Genomic DNA, 19,164 nt, shown 5'->3' with positions numbered 1-19,164 from the left:
AACCGAAGAGCACCGGTCCGTCTTTCTTGCCGAGCTAATGTAGGTTTCGATCTCTTGTTCTTTTGCTTTATATCCATGTTACTGGTAAAATATCGCAGCCTCGCTTCGCTCGGCAGCTCCTACAGGACCAACAATTTTTCCAACTGCGCCGTGGTGTCCACCGCGCCCATGGTCCGCGCGGCATCGAGGGCCGAGACGCCGTTGGCGTCCTTGGCTTTCGGGTCGGCGCCTTTGCCGATCAGGTAGTCGACGATTTCCACCCGGTTGAACATCGCCGCCATCATCAAGGCGGTACGGCCATCGAAGGTAGCGCCTTCCACCTGCGCGCCGCCGTCCACCAGCGTCGCGACCACGGCCAGGTCGCCCTTGAACGCCGCGCCGGCAATCGGGCTCTGGCCGTTGTCGTTGCGGATTTCCGGATCGGCCTTGTGCTCCAGCAGCACTTTCACCGTTTCCACATGCCCGTGGTAAGCGGCCAGCATCAACAGGGTGTCACCCTTGTGGTTGCGCAGATTGGGCGGCAGGCCCTTGCTCAACAGCGCGGCCATCATGGCGGCGTCGCCCTGGCGCGCGACGTTGAACACCTGCTCGGCAAACTCGGCAGCCTCTTCCGGGGTCATCTGGCGGCTTGTATCGGACATCGGGAACTCCACTCGGGTCTTCGCAAAGCGGCTAGTTTCCCGAGGGACCTGGGCGCTGTCATCCCTTTTTTCACTGTGCCCGTCATAGCCAGAATCAATAACGCAGTTGGCCGCCCTGGATCCGGGTCGCCAGTTGCCGGTCCACCCGCACGTAGGTGTCGGAGCCGGGCAGCCAGGCATAGACCGGCTCATCCCCAGTGCCACACGGATCGAACCCTTCGGTCTTGAGGCGCGTCTTCTGGTATTTGAAGGTGCCGGTAGTGTCCATTTTCACCTTGATGCGCAGGAACAGCGGCACGGCATATACGGGCAACTTGCAGTGCAAAAATTGCAGCAGCTCGCTGAAATCCAGGGTCGCCAGGGATTCAGACGGGGTGATCGCCGCCATGCCGGCGCGGCCATTGGTGCCATTGATCTCCACACCGTAAGCCACCGCCTCGGCCACCTGCGGGTGTTGCAGCAAGACGTTTTCGACTTCCGTGGTGGAGACGTTTTCGCCTTTCCAGCGATAGGTGTCGCCGAGGCGATCGACGAACTGCCCATGCCCGAAGCCGATGTTGCGCAGCAGGTCCCCGGTGTTGAAATAACGGTCGCCCGGCACGAAGACATCCCGGCAGATGGTTTTTTCGGTCTTGGCGGGATCCGTGTAGCCGTCCAGTGGTGCCTTCTCGTCGATCCGCGCCAGCAGCAGGCCCGGTTGGCGCCTGGGGACTTTTTGCATGCGCCCTTGCAGGTTGCGCAACGGCACGCCGCTGGCGTGGTCGTACTGCACCAGCTCCCAGCCCATCAGCGAGAATCCGACGGTGTTGTCGAAATTCAGGATATTGGTGAACCCGATATTGCCGTCGCTGGCCGCATACAGCTCGCAGATGTGGTCAACGCCGAAACGCGTCTTGAAGGTCGACCAGGCCCCGGGGCGCAGGCCGTTGCCGATCATTTTCCTCACACTGTGGTGGCGGTCATCGGCAGCGACAGGCTGGTCGATCAGGTAGCGGCACAACTCGCCGACATACCCCAGGGTGGTCGCCCGGTAACGGCGAACGTCGCTCCAGAACTGGCTGGCGCTGAACTTGCGGCGAATCGCGAACCCCGATGCGCCACAGATCGCCGCGCCCCAACACACGCACAGGCCAGTGGCGTGGTACAGCGGCAAGGTGCAATAGACGACATCGTCGGGCTGCATGTCCAAGGCGATCAGGCCGAAGCTGGTGGACGTGCGCATCCAGCGACCATGGCGAAAGACTCCGGCCTTGGGCAGCCCGGTAGTGCCCGAGGTGTAGAGATAAAAACATGGATCGTTGCAAAAAACCTGCTGGCTGCACGCCGGGTTATCGCCGGGGTAATCCGCACAATCAGCCATCAGGTCGACGAAGCCGGACGGAACATCGCCACTGTCCTGATCCGCTACCCACCAGGTCCTGCCGCTCGACAGCGCGGTGCGCGCTCGCACGTCGTTGAAGGCCGCGACCCGCTCGTCCCCGACCACCACCGCGACCGGGTTGACCAGGGCCAGGCTGTGCACCAGCGCATCGCCGGTTTGCGAGGTGTTGAGCATGGCACTGACCGCGCCAACCTTGGCCATCGCCAGCACGCTGATCAACAGCTGCGGCCGGTTCTCGATGAAGATCGCCACGCAATCGCCCTTGCCGATGCCCTGGGCCAACAGGTAATGGGCGATGCGATTGGCCTGCGCGTTGACCTGTGCATAACTCAACACCGTGTCGCCACACAGCAATGCCGGGCCCTGGGGATTGCGTTGCGTGGCCTGTTCGAAACACCAGCCCAGGCCACAAGGCTGGGTCGGGTCCTGGACATTGGCCAGCTTCATGCCTTTGACGATGCGCGGGACGGCCCTGGCGATGGCAGGCAACTTGCGCAGCATCATGCCCCAGGTAATGGTGTCGTTGGGTGTACGACTCATGGTGATTTCCCCGTTCGACCTCGTGGGTCTCGGTTCTTGTTATCGGGCTGGCGGTGATTTTGGCTCGAAAGTACGCTCGCACTTGCGAGGCTGTACACGCGGTTTTTGCAATGTTTTGTATCCGCTGCCCGAGACAGGCGAAGCGTGAGCGCCGGAAAACGATTTGGTTCCAAAAATCATTGCCGGACCACGCAAAATGCAGGATGCACGGTGGCCATTCATGCAAGATGCACGAAAGCAAAAGTCAACACAAAACATAACCTATTGTTTTTAAAGTATTTATTGAAAACTTAGATGCTGGCACAGACAGTGCAACCACCCCTCCACGGTTTGCCACACCATGGAGCAGTCAACTATGAACATGATTCAAGAAAAGTTTGCGTCCCTGTTTTCCAACTACGACGTGACCACTCAGCCCCGCCCGGATGGCGGCATTCTGCTGACCTTGCGCAATAGCGACGGCAAGCTGTTCAAGCGCACGATTTCCTATGCTCAATTGCATGCGGGGGACCAGTTGTCCTGGGCGATCAGCGCAATCCGTCGCGACCTGGCTGAACAGGCCAGCGAGTTGCCACAGATCACGCTGTTGCAGAGCCAGCATCGGTTTGCGCTGCCGACTTACCATAGCGCTTGAGTCTGCTGGTCAATTTGATTTGCTGTTTACTTGGAAACGGCGCTTTTCAGAGATGGGAAGCGTCGTTTTTTTGCGCCTTCTTTTGAGGGCAATTGATCGGTGTGTATATCCGTTTCTGCGGTAACGGCCACTTATGACTGATGGGGACCGCGTTCCTCCTGTGGGAGCGGGCTTGCTCGCGAAGGCGGTGGGCCCGTTTGCAGTGATGTTGGATGTGCCGGCCTCATCGCGAGCAAGCTCGCTCCCACAGGGGATCTTGGGTGTTCATGAGTCTTGTGTTCACCGCAGATCCATTGTGGGAGCGAGCTTGCTCGCGAAAGCGGTGTGTCAGTTGACGGTGATGTTGGTGGGCCGGCCTCTTCGCGAGCAAGCTCGCTCCCACAGGGGATCTTGGGTGTTCATGAGTTTGTGTTCACCGCAGATCCATTGTGGGAGCGAGCTTGCTCGCGATAGCGGTGGCTCAGCCACATAGATGTCGGCCTTTGCCCCACTCTTGCTCTTGCTCTTGCTTTGGATCTTGATCTTGATCTGAACGCCCCGTTAAACCACGCTGGCCGAACGCAGGCATTGCGCAGTGGGCACCTCGGCATGGATGCCGAGGTAGCCGCGCTGGGCCATGGATGGCCCTTCGCGGCGGCCCACGGAGCAATGCCGGAGTGAGGGCACACCGAGCCTAGGCGAGGTGCCGAGTGGTGGGGCAAAGCGCTTTTGGTTACTTTTGGCGCTCTTCCAAAAGTGACCCGCTGTAAGAGCGGAACCATAAGCAGCCGTTACCGCAGCAACGGATATACACAAAAATCTCACACCAGATACAGGTCAATCCTCCAAACGAGGAAACCGCCGAGCAATATCATCCCCAGTAACCTCGGCAACCAACCCCTGCAAATCACCAGACAACCGAATCGAAACGAAATACGGCCGCTCCCCCCCATCAAACCAATGCGGCATACCAGCAGGCACCGTGATCAAGTCGTTCCTTTCACACAACACGGCGTAGACATAATCGCCGATGTGCAGACTAAACAACCCCCGACCACTAACGAAGAATCGTACCTCTTCCTGGCTATGACAGTATTCATCAAGCCCTCCAGCCGGTTCCGGATGATCGCTTCTAACGCTAACCACATCGACCGCAACATACCCCCGCTCAGTCATCACCCCATCGATCTGAACCTGGTAAGCCGCAATGATCTCCTCCTCACTGGCACCCGGCTGAATTTTCACCGCCGCTTCCCAACGGGCAAAGCGAACACCTTGCTCAGCCAACGTCGCGACAATGTCCTCGAAGTGGGTCAACACCTTGTTCGGAATCTCAGGGCTCGAAACGTGATAGACGGACAGGCTGCTCATGAAAATGGCTCCAGCAAATTAACGGTTCGAAGGCTCATGGCCGGTCCTCTTGCATACGTGTCGCAATGATAACGGCTGCCGCAAAGGCCGCGAGGCTGGCGAGGCTGAAGGTCCAAGTGGCGCCCAGGGCGTTCCAACTGTAGCCGGAATACAACGCGCCCAAGGCCCCGCCCGTGCCGGCCAGCGCCGCATACAGCGCCTGCCCCTGGCCCTGCTGGCGAGGGCCGAAGCTGCGTTGCACGAAATGGATGGCGGCGGCGTGAAAGCTGCCGAAGGTCGCCGCGTGCAGCACTTGGGCAAACAGCAGCACCCAGAGAAATTCGGCCAGCGAACCCAGCAGCAACCAGCGCAACGCCGCCAGCAGGAAACTCACCAGCAGTACCCGGCGCACGGAAAAGCGCGCCAGGATCCGGCTCATCAGCAGGAAGACCAACACCTCTGCCACCACCCCGACCGCCCAGAGCAGGCCGATCAAACCGCGACTGTAGCCCAGGCGTTCGAGGTGCAACGTCAGAAAGGTGTAATACGGCCCGTGACTCCCCTGCATCAGGCCCACGCAAGTGTAGAACGCCAGTACGCCAGGGTTGCGCAGTTGCCGCAGGAAGCCCTCCCCCGCGACTCGCGGCCCCTGCAATGGCTGGGCATTGGGCACCCAGCAACTGGCGAGGACGATGCCGGCCATGATCAACACCAGGGCTACCGGGTAGATGTCCAGGCTCAGCCATTCGAACAAGCGGCCAAGCACGACCACAGTGATGATGAAACCGATGGAGCCCCACAGGCGGATCTGGCTGTAGCGCGAGGCCTGCCCGCTCAGATGGGCCAAGGTGATGACTTCGAACTGCGGCAACACCGCGTGCCAGAAAAATGCGTGTAACGCCATGACCATCGCCAGCCAGGCGTAGCTTTTGTCGATGAAGATCAGCGAGAAGGCCAACAGCGTGCAGATCGCGCCAAAGCGCACGATTGCCAGGCGTCGGCCGGTGTAATCCCCCAGCCAACCCCAGATGTTCGGCGCCACGCAACGCATCAGCATGGGGATGGCCACCAGCTCGCCGATGCGCGCCGCGTTGAACCCCAGGTGATCGAAATACAGCGCCAGGAACGGCGCCGTCGAACCGAGCAGCGCGAAATAGAACAGATAGAAGCTGGAAAGCCGCCAGTACGGCAGTGCCGCCACGGTCGTCAGGCCACGGCGGCTGGCAGGCCGACCATCAAAGCTGCCCCAGCACCGGGGTGCTGACGCGCACGTCGGCGTTCTGGCCGCGATGACGCAGCAGGTGATCCATCAGCACGATGGCCATCATCGCCTCGGCGATGGGCGTAGCACGAATGCCGACGCACGGGTCGTGACGGCCCTTGGTGATGACCTCCACCGGGTTGCCATGGACATCGATGGAGCGCCCCGGCGTGGTGATACTGGACGTCGGCTTCAAGGCCAGGTGCGCCACGATCGGCTGGCCCGAGGAAATGCCGCCGAGGATGCCGCCGGCATTATTGCTGAGGAAACCCTCAGGCGTCAGTTCGGCACGGTGCTCGGTGCCACGCTGGGCGACGCAGGCAAAACCGGCGCCGATTTCCACGCCTTTCACCGCGTTGATGCTCATCAGCGCATGAGCCAGCTCGGCGTCGAGGCGGTCGAAGATCGGCTCGCCAAGGCCCGGCATCACGCCTTCGGCGACGACGGTGATCTTTGCGCCGACCGAGTCCTGGTCCCGGCGCAGTTGGTCCATGTAGGCCTCGAGTTCTGGCACCTTGTCTGGATCGGGGCAGAAAAAGGCGTTCTGCTCTACCGAGTCCCAGGTCTTGAACGGGATTTCGATGGGGCCCAACTGGCTCATGTAGCCACGGATGACGATGCCCTGGCTGGCCAGGTACTTCTTGGCAATCGCCCCGGCCGCCACGCGCATGGCGGTTTCCCGGGCCGAGCTGCGACCGCCGCCACGGTAGTCGCGTTCACCGTATTTGTGGTGGTAGGTGTAGTCGGCGTGGGCCGGGCGGAACAGGTCCTTGATGGCCGAGTAGTCCTTGGACTTCTGGTCGGTGTTGCGGATCAGCAGGCCGATGGCACAGCCGGTGGTGCGTCCTTCGAACACGCCGGACAGGATTTCGACTTCATCGGCTTCCTGCCGCTGGGTGGTATGGCGGCTGGTGCCGGGCTTGCGGCGGTCCAGGTCACGTTGCAGGTCGTCCAGGGAAATCTCCAGGCCCGGCGGGCAGCCGTCGACAATGGCGACCAACGCCGGGCCATGGCTTTCGCCCGCGGTGGTGACAGTGAACAGCTTGCCGTAGGTATTGCCGGACATGCAGGGTGCTCCGTGAAAAACGCTGAGAGACTCAACCTTGGATTCGTAGTGGGCGCCAGTATACGCAGGCTCCCCGCGTAGTTCATCCTCGAACCTTATCGGCGCCCACCAGTCCAACCGGCACCTTCGCAACTAATGGCGTGATGATGTTAAAGCTGCTAGCCCTAAGCCTTACCTTGTTCACCGGCCTGTTTTCCTGCCTGGCCCAGGCCACGGTGCTGCAACGCCCGATCAGCCTCGACACCGGCAATGGCGAACTATTCGGCTCATTGTTGCTGCCCAAGTCCGACACGCCCGTGCCGGTTGTCCTGATCATTTCCGGGTCCGGTCCTACAGACCGCGACGGTAACAACCCCGAGGGCGGGCGCAACGACAGCCTCAAGCGCCTGGCCTGGGTCTTGGCCAGGCACAACATTGCCAGCGTGCGCTATGACAAACGCGGCGTGGCCGCCAGCCTCGCAGCGACACCGGACGAGCGCAACCTGAGCGTCGAGACCTATGTCGCCGATACCGTGGCCTGGAGCCGCAAACTCGCCGCCGACCCACGCCTGGGCCCGTTGATCCTGCTGGGCCACAGCGAAGGCGCGTTGATCGCCAGCCTCGCCGCGCCCCAGGCCAACGCGGCGGCGGTCATTTCCCTGTCCGGCAGTGCCCGGCCAATCGACCAGGTACTGCGCCAACAATTGAGCAACCGCCTGCCACCGCCGCTGATGTTGCGCAGCAATGAGCTGCTCGACAGCCTCAAGGCCGGGCGACTCGACGACAACGTGCCGACGCAACTGCAGGTGATTTTCCGCCCCAGCGTACAACCCTACCTGAGCTCGTTGTTCCGCCAGGACCCGGCTCGGGCTTTCGCCGCGTTGAAGATGCCGGCCTTGATCCTCCAGGGCAGCAACGACATCCAGGTCAGCATCGATGATGCCCGGCAGTTGAAAGCCGCCAAGCCCGACGCCGAGTTGGCGCTGATCCAGGGCATGAACCACGTGATGCGCATCGTGCCCAACGCCGTCAAACAACAACTGGCTTCCTACAAAGACCCCAACCTGCCCCTGGCGGCCGCGCTCGGCACGCGGGGTCTGCGTTTTATTGACGCGTTAGCCGCGCGTTAGGCGGTTTTAGTCGATTTAGCTTCAGTACTGGCAAAAAAGGCCGATAACCCGGTGGCGGATAGCGCAATGGCTACCGACCCGCCGGCCTGGACAGGATTTTGCCGTTATGACTGAAACTCAAGCTTCCCCCGACACCGCTGCCGAAGCCCCCGCCTCGTCCGTGGCTGAGCTGCCGTGGGCCGACGTACAGACCGAGCATCACAAGATGCTCCGGCTGGCGCCGCTCAAGACCGACCGCGCCACCGGCGTGCGGCCGTTGCGGTTTGTCGAGTTCAGCTATGTCGAGCGCCACAGCAAGGAACGCAGCCTGCTGCGCATGACCCTCCAACTGCCGAACCAGCGGGTGCGCAAGGAACAGAATCATCTGGACGTCTGGGCCGATCACGTCGAGAAACGCCTGACTTTTTCCCCGGACAACCTCCAAGTCGAGCCGTTGAACCGTGGCATCGGCCGTTTCCTCGCGGCCCAGGGTATTACCTGGGCCAAGAAGCGCTGGTCGGCCTATCAGGTAGACGGCACCGACCTGGATAACAAGGACGCCCTGAACGAAGACACGCGCCTGCGCCGTGATCGCTTCCTCAAGGCCCAGGGTTTCGAGGTGGCCTACGCCGACGCCCAGCACCTCAAGGGTAGTATCAAGTCAGCCCAGGTTGGCGATTTGGTCGGCGACTGGAACACCGAGAAGCTGCAGTTCGTGACCATCCTCGAAGCCGCGCAGATGCTGCAACAAGCCGAGCAGAACCTGGCGGAACAGGAAGTCAAACTCAAGCAGCAGGAAGAGAAGGTCACCAAGTTCAAGCGCGAAGACACCGGTTTGCGCTTCACCATCACCTGCCTGGTGGCCTTCGCCATGTTTCAGGCGGGGTTGCTGATCTGGATTGCGACGCGGCACTGACCCCAACCGTGCATGTCCCCCCTGTGGGAGCGAGCTTGCTCGCGATAGCGGTGGGTCAGTCAATTCAATGCCACTGACCCGACGCCATCGCGAGCAAGCTCGCTCCCACAGTGGGGTTGCGGCGCAATACAGACAATCCCGTGGCGAGGGAGCTTGCTCCCGCTCGGCTGCGTCTGTAGGAGCTGTCGAGTGCAACGAGGCTGCGATCTTTCCCCAGCCACTTGAATCTCAAGCGAAAGATCAAAAGATCGCAGGCTTCGCCAGCTCCTACAGGGCCCAGCGGGAGCAAGCTCCCTCGCCACAAAAGCGGTCACAGTGATCAAACCCGCGAAGCAAACAACGCCTGGTGCTCGCGGCACTGCTCGGCGCTGAGCATGAACACGCCATGCCCGCCGCGCTCGAAGTCGAGCCAGGCGAAATCGACTTCCGGGTACAACGCCTCGACGTGCACCTGGCTGTTGCCCACCTCGACAATCAACAGCCCCTTCTCGGTCAGATGATCGGCCGCCTCGGCCAGCATCCGCCGAACCAGGTCCAGGCCGTCATCGCCACAGGCCAGGCCCAATTCCGGCTCGTGCTGGTATTCCTGGGGCATATCGGCGAAATCTTCCGCATCGACGTAGGGTGGGTTCGACACGATCAGGTCGAAACGTTGCCCCGGCAAACCTTCGAAGCCATCACCCTGGACGGTGAATACGCGCTCATCGACACCGTGGCGCTCGATGTTCTGGTTGGCCACTTCCAGCGCTTCGAACGACAGGTCGGCCAGCACCACTTCGGCTTCCGGGAATTCATAGGCACAGGCGATGCCGATGCAGCCGGAACCGGTGCACAGATCGAGAATCCGTGCCGGCGCCTGGCCCAACCAAGGCTCGAAACGCTTTTCGATCAGCTCACCGATGGGCGAGCGCGGAATGAGCACGCGCTCATCAACAATGAACGACATCCCGCAAACCCAGGCTTCACCCAACAGGTAGGCCGTCGGAATGCGCTCGGCAATGCGTCGGCGCAGCAGGCGCTGCACATGGACCAGTTCTTCGTCTTCAAGACGGCAGTCCAGGTAGCTGTCGGCAATTTCCCACGGCAGATGCAATGCGCCCAACACCAGTTGCCTGGCTTCGTCCCACGCGTTGTCGGTGCCATGGCCGAAAAACAGATCCTCTCCATGGAATCGGCTGACGGCCCAACGGATATGGTCGCGCAGGGTACGGAGACGGGAAGTGATCACGGCGGCAAACTCCAGAAAATTCGACGGGCGAGTCTACCAGTCAAACGCGGCGCCACCCAAACGCGCCTCGATGACGAACGAAAAGCGCCGGACCAACCGTAGGATTTATCGTTTTTTTGCACCGCCTATTGAACGAGACGAGCATCTTGACAAGGCTGTAGGCCAGCAACGGCGGCCCTTGCGATGGAAGCGATTCACAGAACCGCTCAGCCAGAGGAGAATGTCGCAAAAGCCCCACTCGAAGGAGCCCCAGAATGTCCGTTCCAAAAACGATGTTTCAACTCAGCGGCCGTGGTTATGCAGCGGCCAACCTGAGTCAAGCGACCTTGATCATCATCGATGCCCAGAAAGAATACCTCGCCGGGCCCCTGGCCCTGAGCGGTATGGATGCAGCCGTCGCGAACATCAAGCAACTGCTCGGCGCGGCCCGCGCAGCCGGTCGCCCGATCGTGCATGTGCGCCACCTGGGCACCCATGGCGGGCTGTTCGATCCACAAGGTGAACGCGGGGAGTTCATCCCCGGCCTCGAACCCCAGGGCGACGAAACCGTGGTCGAAAAGCTGCTGCCCAGCGCCTTCCACGGCACCGAGCTGAAAAAACGCCTGGAAGACTTCGGCCCCCTGGACCTGATCGTGTGTGGGTTCATGAGCCATTCCAGTGTCAGCACCACCGTGCGCGCCGCCAAGAACCTGGGCTTCCGCTGTACCCTGGTGGAAGACGCCTGCGCCACGCGCGACCTGCCATACAAGGGCGGCGTTCTCAGCGCCGAGCACGTGCAGCAGACCGAAATGGCGATCATGGCCGACAACTTCGCCACCCTGGCCCTGACCCGCGACTTCATCTGATGCGCCTTGATGAGCGGCCACTCCCGCCGCTCATCCGCAAAAGCCTCTCATTTGCTGCAATTGCCCTACCTTCAGGAACAACCCGAATATCTTCCGGTCGAAGGGCCGATACCCATTGAGGAAGGTCGGAATGAAGTTATCCGATGGTTTTGACGCACGTCGCTTGCGGCCCAAGGGCCCGAGCAACTGGCGGTTTCGTTTCGGCGCGGCGCTCGCCGCGCTGCTGGCAACACTCGGTGTACTGCTGGCCATGGCCGGTGCCGCCAGCCTGCTGGGCCGCCCTCCCGCACTGGGCGAGTTGAATGCCACCCCAATGGGTTCGGCGATCATCCTGGCAGTCGGTCTTTTCGTACTGTTGCTGGGCGTCTGGCTCTGGCGCCGCTGCCGCCGTCGCGCCCGCCAATCCCTGGAGCTGGCCATGGCTCCGCACCTGATGAAACAGCACGACTGATCCGCCACTCGACGTTTTGTCGCGCCTGATCCCGCCAGAGTTGGGTAAACTGGCCGGCTTCGCGGAGGCTGACATGCAAGACGACGACTTTTCCTTGTTCAAAAGTGCGATCCAGGGCGTAAAACCGATCAAACACGACCGTGCCGAGACCGGCAAGCCCAAGGCCGATCGCGCGCAGATCGCCAAGCTGCGCCAGGCCGCCACCGTGCGCACCGACGCCACCACCGTGGACGGCTTGTCCGATCAGTTCGTGATCGACGTCGGGCCGGAAGACGAGTTGATGTGGGCCCGCGACGGTGTCCAGGAAAGCCAGATGCGCAAGCTGAAGGTCGGCCAGATCCCCTTCGAAGGCAGCCTCGACCTGCACGGCATGACCGTCGAAAAGGCCCGGGAAACCCTTTGGGCGTTCCTGGCCGAAGCCACCAAGTTCGAGATCCGCTGCGTGCGCGTCACCCATGGCAAAGCCGTGCGCCTGGACGGCAAGCGGCCGATGATCAAGAGCCACGTCAACACCTGGCTGCGCCAGCACCCGCAAGTGCTGGGCTTCACCTCCTGCCAGGCAAAACACGGCGGCGCCGGGGCGGTCTACGTGATGCTCAAGCGCACCATGATGGAAGGCCGCGACGAATAGACCTGTTGTCCTACCCGCCAGCGCATGCATGGAAGTACCGAGATAAAAAAAGCCCCGCAATGGCGGGGCTTGATGAATGATGTTTTGTTGTTAAAACGACTCGGCCGGCTTATTGGCCTGATGCGCCAGCTTGATTTGGTCAAGCTTTGAGAAAGTAAACTTTATAATCAAATAAGCATCGTTACCTATGCCGTTGATGCTTAAATCCACGCTCCTCATATTGTCAGGTGCCAGCTCTACTAAGCCACGAAAATTTCTAGCGCCTTTAATCGACATTCCATTTTCAACGAACGTGTAAGTAATATTACCCGCATTCAAGGCCGTATTTTCAAAACTTGAAAACTCGGCAGTTACTTCCTCGATGCTTTTGGATTTGCCCGCAAGGACGAGTAAATCCAGAATAGATTTGCCGTCGCTAACCGCGACCATATCGAAGTTCTTCTCCAAGGCGCCCATCGCGCGCTGGAACAGTTCATGATCAACGGGCGAAAGTAACGAAACCATTGAAAGCTTGTCATTCTTGAAAACCAACGACGCCGTGAACTTCTGTTCAATAAAGACCAATTCGGTGCATTTTACGGTAGCACCCACTTGCGTCGAACAATCATAGTAACCGGCAGCCTCGGTGTAGTTGGCGATAGGGGAGTCATAAGCGAAGTTCTTGAACAGGTAGTCAGCTGCAACTGCATCCTGCGTTCCCGAGAGAGTGGCTACCATGGACAGGGCCAGCGCACAGATTCTTTTAGACATGGATTCCGTTCCTGAGAGAGAGGGCAAGAGATAGCGTAATGCTACCAGTCCTGAAGCAGATTTGTCTCTTCAACCCAAGCAGGCCGGTACGGTCAACCGAGACCTCAGGACAACACTGATCGGATTGGAGGTTCGCGCCCGCCGGCCATACAACTGCCGTCACACTTAGGCTACCATGTGCAGCACGGCGGGCATGAAACCCTGCAATCACTGCCTCTCAGCTCGGTCAAAGCGTCAATTGCTGTCGACCTATGCCCACTGGATCTCCCGGATCGACTGGATGGCCTGGGCAGAATCGAAACGCTCGATTGGTACAAAATGGGTACAGACAGAACAAGTACCCTCCTGAAACCCTTATGGAATCAGCCTCTGTGACACTGGAACAGAACTACACCGCGATTCTCGGCCAACTGGGCGAGGACGTTTCCCGCGAGGGCCTGCTCGACACGCCCAAGCGCGCTGCCAAGGCCATGCAGTACCTCTGCCGCGGTTATGAACAGACCCTGGAAGAAGTCACCAACGGTGCCTTGTTCAGCTCCGATAACAGCGAGATGGTGCTGGTCAAGGACATCGAGTTGTACTCGTTGTGCGAGCATCACTTGTTGCCTTTCATCGGCAAGGCCCACGTGGCCTATATCCCGAGCGGCAAGGTACTGGGGCTGTCAAAGGTCGCGCGTATCGTCGACATGTACGCCCGTCGCCTGCAGATCCAGGAAAACCTCAGCCGCCAGATCGCCGACGCGGTCCAGCAAGTGACCGGCGCCCTGGGCGTGGCGGTGGTGATCGAGGCCAAGCACATGTGCATGATGATGCGCGGTGTGGAAAAGCAGAACTCCTCGATGATCACTTCGGTGATGCTCGGCGAGTTACGGGAAAACGCTGCCACTCGCAGCGAATTCCTCAGCCTCATCAAGTAACGCGTCGCAAGAAGAAAACCGGCATTGATCGCCGGTTTTTTTCGCCCGTGAAAAATCAGGTAAGCTGCGCGCCCTCTTCTTCCCTGCCGCGAGGCTGAATACCGTGATCGTCAAAGCGCTTCGAGTTGGCTTGGGCCAGCTCATCATTTTCATCGACTTCATTACCCGCCCTGGCAAGAAACAGCGCCCGGCCGAGGCCCAGGCGCAGGTCGACCAGGCCGCTCGCAGCCTGACGCTGTATCAATTCCATGCCTGCCCGTTCTGCGTGAAGACTCGCCGTACCCTGCGTCGCCTCATCGTGCCGGTGGCCCTGCGCGATGCGAAAAACAACGAGCAGGATCGCCAGACGCTGCTGGAGCAAGGGGGCAGGATCAAAGTGCCGTGCCTGCGCATTGAAGAGAATGGCGAGACCACCTGGATGTATGAGTCCAAGGTGATCATTGATTATTTGGATAAGCGGTTTTCTGCGGCCTGATAGTTTTATGGTGTGGCGACTGGCCTCATCGCGAGCAAGCTCGGCTCCCACAGAGAACAGTGGTGAATACAAATCCAGTGTTCACCAAGTCCCCTGTGGGAGCCGAGCTTGCTCGCGATGAGGCCAGCCCAGCCACCGCGTAAATCAGGCTGCTTTTGCAGCCAACGCCTCCCGCACCACCCCCGCCAACCGCTTGAGTCCTTCATCCAACCGCGCCGGGTCGATGTGACTGAAGTTCAAGCGCAAGTGCCCCGGATGCTGGTCCGGCTCAGGAAAGAACGGCTCCCCCGGCATGAATGCCACGTCGGCCGCCAGGGCGGCGGCGAGCAAAGTGCGGGTGTCCAGCGGTTGCCTGAGGGTCAGCCAGAAAAACAACCCGCCCTGGGGCACGTTCCAGTCCGCGATATCAGCGAAATGCGTTTGCAACGCCGCCTGGAACCGATCGCGACGGTCCCGATAGCAATCCCTCAACTCACTCAAATGGCTGCGGTACTGCTCGGTGCCGATCCATTGCAGCGCCTGCCACTGGCCGATGCGATTGGTGTGCAGGTCCGCCGATTGCTTGAGCCGCAGCAGTTGCGGGAACAGATCCGGACTGGCGATCAGGTAGCCCACCCTTAGCCCCGGCAACAGGGTTTTCGACACGGTGCCGGTGTAGATCCAACTGGCCCTCTTCAAGCGACTGACAATCGGCGTGGCACTGCCGCCATCGAAGGTCAGCTCGCGGTAGGGCTCGTCCTCGATCAGGGTGACGCCAAACTCGTCCAGCAGTGCCGCCACCGCATCGCGCTTGGCCTCGCTGTAGCGCACCGCCGAAGGGTTCTGGAAGGTCGGGATCAGGTAGATAAACGCTGGGCGATGCTGCTCCAGCCGGGCCCGCAATTGTTGCAAGTCAGGGCCGTCGGCCTCCAGGGGAACGGTGATGCAGTCGGCGCCGAACAGCTGGAAAATCTGCAACGCCGCCAAATAGGGCGGCGCTTCGAGCATCACTTCGGTGCCCACGTCGATGTGCAGCTTGGCCGCCAAATCGAGGGTTTGCTGGGAGCCGCTGACCACCAATACCTGGCTCGCCTCACAGGCCACGCCCAACGCCCGCGCCTGGGCTGCCAGGGCTTCGCGCAGGGCCGGTTCGCCTTCGCTCATGCCGTACTGGCCCATGGACAATGGCATGGCCGCCCATTCCACTTTCGGCAGCATGGCTTCGGCCGGCAGGCCGCCGGCGAACGACATCACCTCAGGACGCTGCGCCGCCGCGAGGATTTCTCGAATCAAAGAACTTTTGAGGCGCGAGACACGTTCGGAAAAAGCCATGGGTCACCTGTAGCCGGTCGCTGGAATAATGAGTCAAACTGGTTGACCGAAATTACGCCGACCTCTGTGGATACGTCAATATGCTTGACCTTAAAAACCCTGCCTCCCAACAAATGGCCATGGAAGCGTTTTTCTTCGGTTACCAGGCGTTCACCGCCAAGGCCGATGAAATGCTCGAGCGTCGTGGGTTGAGCCGGGTCCACCAGCGCATCGTCTTTTTCATCGCCCGCTATCCGTCATTGAGCGTGAAGGAATTGCTGGCCCTGCTTGGGGTGAGCAAGCAGGCGTTGAACATGCCGTTGCGGCAGTTGATGGAAATGCACTTGGTGAACAGCGTTGCGTCCGAGACCGACAAACGCAAACGGCTGCTGGAACTGACCGCCGAGGGTGAGCGCTTTGAGCAGGCGTTACGGCGTGAACAGGTGAAATTGCTGGAGCGGGTGTTTGCCGAAGCCGGGGAAGCGGCGGTGGATGGGTGGCTGGCGGTGAATCTGGCACTGGCGAAATCCAGTGAATGAAGGCGTCTGATCCGACGCCATCGCGAGCAAGCTCGCTCCACAGTGGGACTGTGGTGAATGCGAGGTCTGTGTTCACCCATGAACCTGTGGGAGCGAGCTTGCTCGCGATAGCGTCCTAAAGGTCGATATACCCCTATCGCCAAACATATCGTCGACAACACAGAAAACATTATTTGCATTATTTGTATACAAAAGCATAATTCGCTTCGTGCGAGTTCCTGACCAACAGGTCAACATACCCTCGCCAGCCTTACCTGCCTCAGCGCATCGCGACCACCCCCCAGGGCGTTTGCGGTGCTGGAAATAACAATAATACTCTTGAGGAGTACTCGCTGTGGAAAGCCGCACACCCGAAGCCCGGACGCTGGACCTCTCGCCGCCACTACGCAGTGGCTGGCTGGAACGCCTCTTCAAACTCAGCTTGCATGGCACCACGGTGAAGACCGAGCTGATTGCTGGCCTGACAACCTTCATCACCATGGCCTACATCATTTTCGTCAACCCCAACATCATGGCCGACGCCGGCATCGATCACGGCGCCGCCTTCGTCGCCACCTGCATCGCCGCCGCCCTGGGTTGCCTGTTGATGGGCCTTTACGCCAACTGGCCGGTGGGCCTGGCACCGGGCATGGGCCTGAACGCCTTCTTCACCTACACCGTGGTCGGCACCATGGGCTACAACTGGGAGACCGCATTGGGCGCGGTGTTCATCTCCGGTGTGCTGTTCATGTTCCTGACCTTGTCGCGGGTGCGCGAGTGGCTGCTCAACAGCATTCCGGTGAGCCTGCGCTTCGCCATGGGCGCAGGGGTCGGGTTGTTCCTCGGGCTGATCGGCCTGAAAACCGCCGGGATCGTCGTGGACAGCCCTGCCACCTTGATCAAGCTCGGCTCGTTGCGCGAACCCGGTCCGTTGCTGGCCGCAGTGTGCTTCCTGATGATCGCCGTGCTCAGTTATCACCGTGTGTTCGGCGCGATCCTGATCAGCATCATCGCCGTGACCCTGGCCGGTTGGGGCCTGGGGTTAGTGCAGTACAACGGCGTCATGTCGACACCGCCGAGCCTGGCTCCGACCTGGATGGCGATGGATGTGGCCGGCGTGTTCAACATCAGCATGATCAGCGTGGTGCTGGCCTTCCTTTTCGTGCACATGTTCGACACCGCCGGCACCCTGATGGGCGTTGCCCAGCGCGCCGGCCTGGTGAAAGCCGATGGCAAGATCGAGAACCTGTCCCGCGCCTTGAAGGCCGACAGCGCTTCAAGCGTATTCGGCGCCATGGTCGGTGTACCGCCAGTGACCAGCTACGTGGAAAGCGCCGCCGGTGTGGCCGCCGGTGGCCGCACGGGGCTTACCGCCGTGACCGTCGGTGTGCTATTTATTGCCGCCATGTTCTTCGCACCGCTGGCCGGGATGATTCCGGCCTACGCCACGGCCGGGGCCTTGATCTACGTCGCCATGCTGATGATGGGCGGCATGGCCCACATCGAATGGGACGAAGCAACCGACAGCATTCCGGCCATCGTCACGGCCATCATGATGCCCCTGACGTTCTCGGTCGCCGACGGCATCGCCCTGGGTTTCATCACCTATGTGGTGCTCAAGGCCGGTACCGGTAAACACAAGGAAATTTCCGTCAGCCTGTGGGTGCTTTGCGCGATCTTCATCGCCAAGTTCATCTTCTTGTAAGCGCAACCGTATTCACCCGCCTCACCCCCTGGGTGAGGCTTTTGTACATCAGGAGCAAAGTAATGAATCTGGAAACCTGGCTGTTGTTCAGTGGCGCCGCATTGGTGGTGATCCTCATCCCCGGCCCGTTGTCGTTGTTGATGATCGGCAATAGCCTGAACTACGGCCTGCGCCGCTCCTATCCGGCATTCCTGGGGGGCGTGATCGCGTCGATCTGCCTGCTGAGTGCTTCGGCGCTGGGGCTCGGTGCATTGTTGATGGCCTCGGAGCAGTTGTTCAGCGCCCTGAAGATCGTCGGCGCCCTGTACCTGGTTTACCTGGCCTGGCAGAGCTGGCAGCAATCGCGCCAACCGGCCCAAGGCGCCGAAGTGCCCCAGGCTGTCGCCGCCCCGCGCTTTCGCACGCTCTTCGGCCGCGCGTTCGTGCTGGGAGCAAGCAACCCGAAAGACATCCTGTTCTTCGCTGCGTTCCTGCCGCAATTCCTGCGCGCCGAACAGCCATTCCTGCCGCAACTGCTGATCATGATCGCCACTTGGACCGTACTCGACCTGCTGTGCAAGCTGGCTTATGGCCTCGGGGCCCACGGCGCGGCGCGGTATCTGCGTACGGGTAAAGGCCAGGGCTGGTTCAACCGGGTCAGTGCCGGGTTGTTTGGTGGCGCGGGGGCGGCCTCCTTGTTGAGTCGCTGAGAAAGCAAAAGCATCGCGAGCAAGCTTGCTCCCACAGGTTTTTGTGACGACAAAAATCCAGTGTGGGGCTTGCTCGCGAAGGCACCTTCCCAGGCACCCTATTTTTCATGGACGAAAAAAAGCCCGCAGTGTGAGCGGGCTAAAAACCAAAGAAGCTTATGCGCAGTCGCTTCCAGGACAAGGCAGTTGCTTGGGGGATCAACTGCCTCGATACGTTGAATAGGCGTAGGGCGAAATCAACAAGGGCACGTGGTAGTGCTCTTGCTCGGCCGAAATACCGAAGCGCAGCACCACCACATCCAGGAACGCTGGGTCGGGCATTTGCACGCCACGGGCGCGGTAGTAATCACCGGCGTGGAATTGCAATTGATAAACGCCCGAACGGTAGTCATCCCCTTGCAACAGGGGCGCATCGCAACGGCCGTCGCTGTTGGTCAGTGCGCTGGCGACCCACTGTAGTTGCGAATCTTCCACGCGGTACAGTTCGATCTTGATCGAGCTGCCCGGGCAGCCATGTGCGGCATCCAAAACGTGCGTAGTCAAACGTCCCATTGCTTGTGCGCGCCTCGCTGCAGTGCAGTCCGGCCCGACGCCTCCTGATTCAGTTGAAAGACAGGCCGCACCGTTTCGGAGCACGAAACGCCACGGCGATGAGCGAATTAAGACACTTTAAAAGAAAATTGTACACAATAAAAACAGATATTTTAGCCCTTCGACTGCGCGACGGCACGTCAACCCCAGGTTTAAGACAAACCAATGAATACAAGACCCTCCCGACGATTCATTGACCAACTGGGCAGGTTTCTTGC

20 protein-coding genes are annotated in these 19,164 nt (G+C 60.3%); 11 read left to right on the top strand and 9 right to left on the bottom strand.

Annotation, left to right across the window (positions count from 1 at the left end; genetic code table 11):
- Positions 1 to 119: 119 nt before the first annotated feature.
- Positions 120 to 641 (bottom strand): ankyrin repeat domain-containing protein, encoded by a 522-nt coding sequence (locus HGO40_RS22935; protein ID WP_250964859.1) that lies wholly within the window; start codon positions 639 to 641, stop codon positions 120 to 122.
- A 94-nt stretch (positions 642 to 735) separates the two neighbouring features.
- A complete protein-coding gene (locus HGO40_RS22930; RefSeq protein ID WP_250964858.1) occupies positions 736 to 2,562 on the bottom strand; it encodes a long-chain-acyl-CoA synthetase in 1,827 nt (608 codons plus the stop codon).
- Positions 2,563 to 2,917: 355 nt separating this feature from the next.
- Between HGO40_RS22930 and HGO40_RS22925 the strand changes: the two genes are divergently transcribed.
- Positions 2,918 to 3,196: a DUF3509 domain-containing protein gene (locus tag HGO40_RS22925; RefSeq protein WP_250964857.1), complete on the top strand. Its 279-nt coding sequence runs from the start codon at positions 2,918 to 2,920 to the stop codon at positions 3,194 to 3,196.
- Between the two features lie 816 nt (positions 3,197 to 4,012).
- Here the strand turns inward: HGO40_RS22925 and HGO40_RS22920 are convergent.
- Genes HGO40_RS22920 through aroC form a run of 3 tightly spaced genes read right to left on the bottom strand, consistent with a single transcriptional unit; the run spans position 4,013 to position 6,852 of the window.
- Positions 4,013 to 4,546: a 1,2-dihydroxy-3-keto-5-methylthiopentene dioxygenase gene (locus HGO40_RS22920; protein WP_250964856.1), complete on the bottom strand. Its 534-nt coding sequence runs from the start codon at positions 4,544 to 4,546 to the stop codon at positions 4,013 to 4,015.
- 34 nt (positions 4,547 to 4,580) lie between these two features.
- Complete coding sequence (locus HGO40_RS22915) at positions 4,581 to 5,726, bottom strand: MFS transporter (RefSeq protein WP_250964855.1); 1,146 nt, start codon at positions 5,724 to 5,726, stop codon at positions 4,581 to 4,583.
- A 34-nt stretch (positions 5,727 to 5,760) separates the two neighbouring features.
- On the bottom strand, positions 5,761 to 6,852 hold the full coding sequence (aroC, locus tag HGO40_RS22910) for a chorismate synthase (RefSeq protein WP_250964854.1): 1,092 nt from the start codon (positions 6,850 to 6,852) through the stop codon (positions 5,761 to 5,763).
- Between the two features lie 143 nt (positions 6,853 to 6,995).
- Between aroC and HGO40_RS22905 the strand changes: the two genes are divergently transcribed.
- Positions 6,996 to 7,961, top strand: coding sequence for an alpha/beta hydrolase (locus HGO40_RS22905; RefSeq protein WP_250964853.1), 966 nt, complete (start codon positions 6,996 to 6,998; stop codon positions 7,959 to 7,961).
- A gap of 106 nt (positions 7,962 to 8,067) precedes the next feature.
- Entirely contained in the window at positions 8,068 to 8,856 is a 789-nt protein-coding gene (locus HGO40_RS22900) for a hypothetical protein (RefSeq protein ID WP_250964852.1), read from the top strand.
- Between the two features lie 319 nt (positions 8,857 to 9,175).
- On the opposite strand, the gene prmB is transcribed toward HGO40_RS22900, so the two are convergent.
- Positions 9,176 to 10,084, bottom strand: coding sequence for a 50S ribosomal protein L3 N(5)-glutamine methyltransferase (gene prmB, locus HGO40_RS22895; RefSeq protein WP_250964851.1), 909 nt, complete (start codon positions 10,082 to 10,084; stop codon positions 9,176 to 9,178).
- Between the two features lie 254 nt (positions 10,085 to 10,338).
- On the opposite strand from prmB, the gene HGO40_RS22890 reads away from it, so the two are divergent.
- From HGO40_RS22890 to HGO40_RS22880, 3 genes are all read left to right on the top strand, one after another.
- Entirely contained in the window at positions 10,339 to 10,929 is a 591-nt protein-coding gene (locus HGO40_RS22890) for a cysteine hydrolase family protein (protein WP_014339619.1), read from the top strand.
- 130 nt (positions 10,930 to 11,059) lie between these two features.
- Entirely contained in the window at positions 11,060 to 11,380 is a 321-nt protein-coding gene (locus HGO40_RS22885) for a hypothetical protein (RefSeq protein ID WP_250964850.1), read from the top strand.
- A gap of 73 nt (positions 11,381 to 11,453) precedes the next feature.
- On the top strand, positions 11,454 to 12,011 hold the full coding sequence (locus tag HGO40_RS22880) for a Smr/MutS family protein (RefSeq protein ID WP_025214971.1): 558 nt from the start codon (positions 11,454 to 11,456) through the stop codon (positions 12,009 to 12,011).
- Positions 12,012 to 12,101: 90 nt separating this feature from the next.
- On the opposite strand, the gene HGO40_RS22875 is transcribed toward HGO40_RS22880, so the two are convergent.
- The gene (locus HGO40_RS22875) at positions 12,102 to 12,761 is read right to left on the bottom strand and encodes a hypothetical protein (RefSeq protein WP_250964849.1); all 660 of its coding nucleotides are present in this window, start codon (positions 12,759 to 12,761) and stop codon (positions 12,102 to 12,104) included.
- A 371-nt stretch (positions 12,762 to 13,132) separates the two neighbouring features.
- Between HGO40_RS22875 and folE the strand changes: the two genes are divergently transcribed.
- The gene (gene folE, locus HGO40_RS22870) at positions 13,133 to 13,678 is read left to right on the top strand and encodes a GTP cyclohydrolase I FolE (protein ID WP_250964863.1); all 546 of its coding nucleotides are present in this window, start codon (positions 13,133 to 13,135) and stop codon (positions 13,676 to 13,678) included.
- 103 nt (positions 13,679 to 13,781) lie between these two features.
- Positions 13,782 to 14,153 (top strand): glutathione S-transferase N-terminal domain-containing protein, encoded by a 372-nt coding sequence (locus HGO40_RS22865; protein WP_250964848.1) that lies wholly within the window; start codon positions 13,782 to 13,784, stop codon positions 14,151 to 14,153.
- 144 nt (positions 14,154 to 14,297) lie between these two features.
- Here HGO40_RS22865 and HGO40_RS22860 read toward each other — a convergent pair whose 3' ends face one another.
- Positions 14,298 to 15,464: an aminotransferase-like domain-containing protein gene (locus HGO40_RS22860; RefSeq protein ID WP_250964847.1), complete on the bottom strand. Its 1,167-nt coding sequence runs from the start codon at positions 15,462 to 15,464 to the stop codon at positions 14,298 to 14,300.
- An 80-nt stretch (positions 15,465 to 15,544) separates the two neighbouring features.
- Between HGO40_RS22860 and HGO40_RS22855 the strand changes: the two genes are divergently transcribed.
- The 3 genes from HGO40_RS22855 to HGO40_RS22845 all read left to right on the top strand — a co-directional run bounded on the left by HGO40_RS22855 (position 15,545) and on the right by HGO40_RS22845 (position 18,355).
- Positions 15,545 to 15,982, top strand: a complete 438-nt coding sequence (locus tag HGO40_RS22855; RefSeq protein WP_250964846.1) for a MarR family winged helix-turn-helix transcriptional regulator — start codon at positions 15,545 to 15,547, stop codon at positions 15,980 to 15,982.
- A 334-nt stretch (positions 15,983 to 16,316) separates the two neighbouring features.
- Positions 16,317 to 17,666 (top strand): NCS2 family permease, encoded by a 1,350-nt coding sequence (locus HGO40_RS22850; RefSeq protein WP_250964845.1) that lies wholly within the window; start codon positions 16,317 to 16,319, stop codon positions 17,664 to 17,666.
- Between the two features lie 62 nt (positions 17,667 to 17,728).
- Positions 17,729 to 18,355, top strand: coding sequence for a LysE family translocator (locus HGO40_RS22845; protein WP_250964844.1), 627 nt, complete (start codon positions 17,729 to 17,731; stop codon positions 18,353 to 18,355).
- 198 nt (positions 18,356 to 18,553) lie between these two features.
- Here the strand turns inward: HGO40_RS22845 and uraH are convergent, their stop codons facing one another.
- Complete coding sequence (gene uraH, locus HGO40_RS22840) at positions 18,554 to 18,907, bottom strand: hydroxyisourate hydrolase (protein ID WP_250964843.1); 354 nt, start codon at positions 18,905 to 18,907, stop codon at positions 18,554 to 18,556.
- Positions 18,908 to 19,164 lie beyond the last annotated feature (257 nt).

The organism is Pseudomonas sp. CG7, assembly GCF_023701885.1.
Taxonomy (GTDB): domain Bacteria; phylum Pseudomonadota; class Gammaproteobacteria; order Pseudomonadales; family Pseudomonadaceae; genus Aquipseudomonas; species Aquipseudomonas zanjanensis.
The sequence above is the reverse complement of the archived record's forward strand: the minus strand, read 5'-3'. Positions and strand labels throughout refer to the sequence as shown.

What these genes read in the sequence shown, in the direction of transcription:
- HGO40_RS22935 (WP_250964859.1), bottom strand. Translation starts at nt 641, where the DNA reads ATGTCCGATACAAGCCGCCAGATGACCCCGGAAGAGGCTGCCGAGTTT.
- HGO40_RS22930 (WP_250964858.1), bottom strand. Translation starts at nt 2,562, where the DNA reads ATGAGTCGTACACCCAACGACACCATTACCTGGGGCATGATGCTGCGC.
- HGO40_RS22925 (WP_250964857.1), top strand. Translation starts at nt 2,918, where the DNA reads ATGAACATGATTCAAGAAAAGTTTGCGTCCCTGTTTTCCAACTACGAC.
- HGO40_RS22920 (WP_250964856.1), bottom strand. Translation starts at nt 4,546, where the DNA reads ATGAGCAGCCTGTCCGTCTATCACGTTTCGAGCCCTGAGATTCCGAAC.
- aroC (WP_250964854.1), bottom strand. Translation starts at nt 6,852, where the DNA reads ATGTCCGGCAATACCTACGGCAAGCTGTTCACTGTCACCACCGCGGGC.
- HGO40_RS22905 (WP_250964853.1), top strand. Translation starts at nt 6,996, where the DNA reads ATGATGTTAAAGCTGCTAGCCCTAAGCCTTACCTTGTTCACCGGCCTG.
- HGO40_RS22900 (WP_250964852.1), top strand. Translation starts at nt 8,068, where the DNA reads ATGACTGAAACTCAAGCTTCCCCCGACACCGCTGCCGAAGCCCCCGCC.
- HGO40_RS22890 (WP_014339619.1), top strand. Translation starts at nt 10,339, where the DNA reads ATGTCCGTTCCAAAAACGATGTTTCAACTCAGCGGCCGTGGTTATGCA.
- HGO40_RS22885 (WP_250964850.1), top strand. Translation starts at nt 11,060, where the DNA reads ATGAAGTTATCCGATGGTTTTGACGCACGTCGCTTGCGGCCCAAGGGC.
- HGO40_RS22880 (WP_025214971.1), top strand. Translation starts at nt 11,454, where the DNA reads ATGCAAGACGACGACTTTTCCTTGTTCAAAAGTGCGATCCAGGGCGTA.
- HGO40_RS22875 (WP_250964849.1), bottom strand. Translation starts at nt 12,761, where the DNA reads ATGTCTAAAAGAATCTGTGCGCTGGCCCTGTCCATGGTAGCCACTCTC.
- HGO40_RS22860 (WP_250964847.1), bottom strand. Translation starts at nt 15,464, where the DNA reads ATGGCTTTTTCCGAACGTGTCTCGCGCCTCAAAAGTTCTTTGATTCGA.
- HGO40_RS22855 (WP_250964846.1), top strand. Translation starts at nt 15,545, where the DNA reads ATGCTTGACCTTAAAAACCCTGCCTCCCAACAAATGGCCATGGAAGCG.
- HGO40_RS22845 (WP_250964844.1), top strand. Translation starts at nt 17,729, where the DNA reads ATGAATCTGGAAACCTGGCTGTTGTTCAGTGGCGCCGCATTGGTGGTG.
- uraH (WP_250964843.1), bottom strand. Translation starts at nt 18,907, where the DNA reads ATGGGACGTTTGACTACGCACGTTTTGGATGCCGCACATGGCTGCCCG.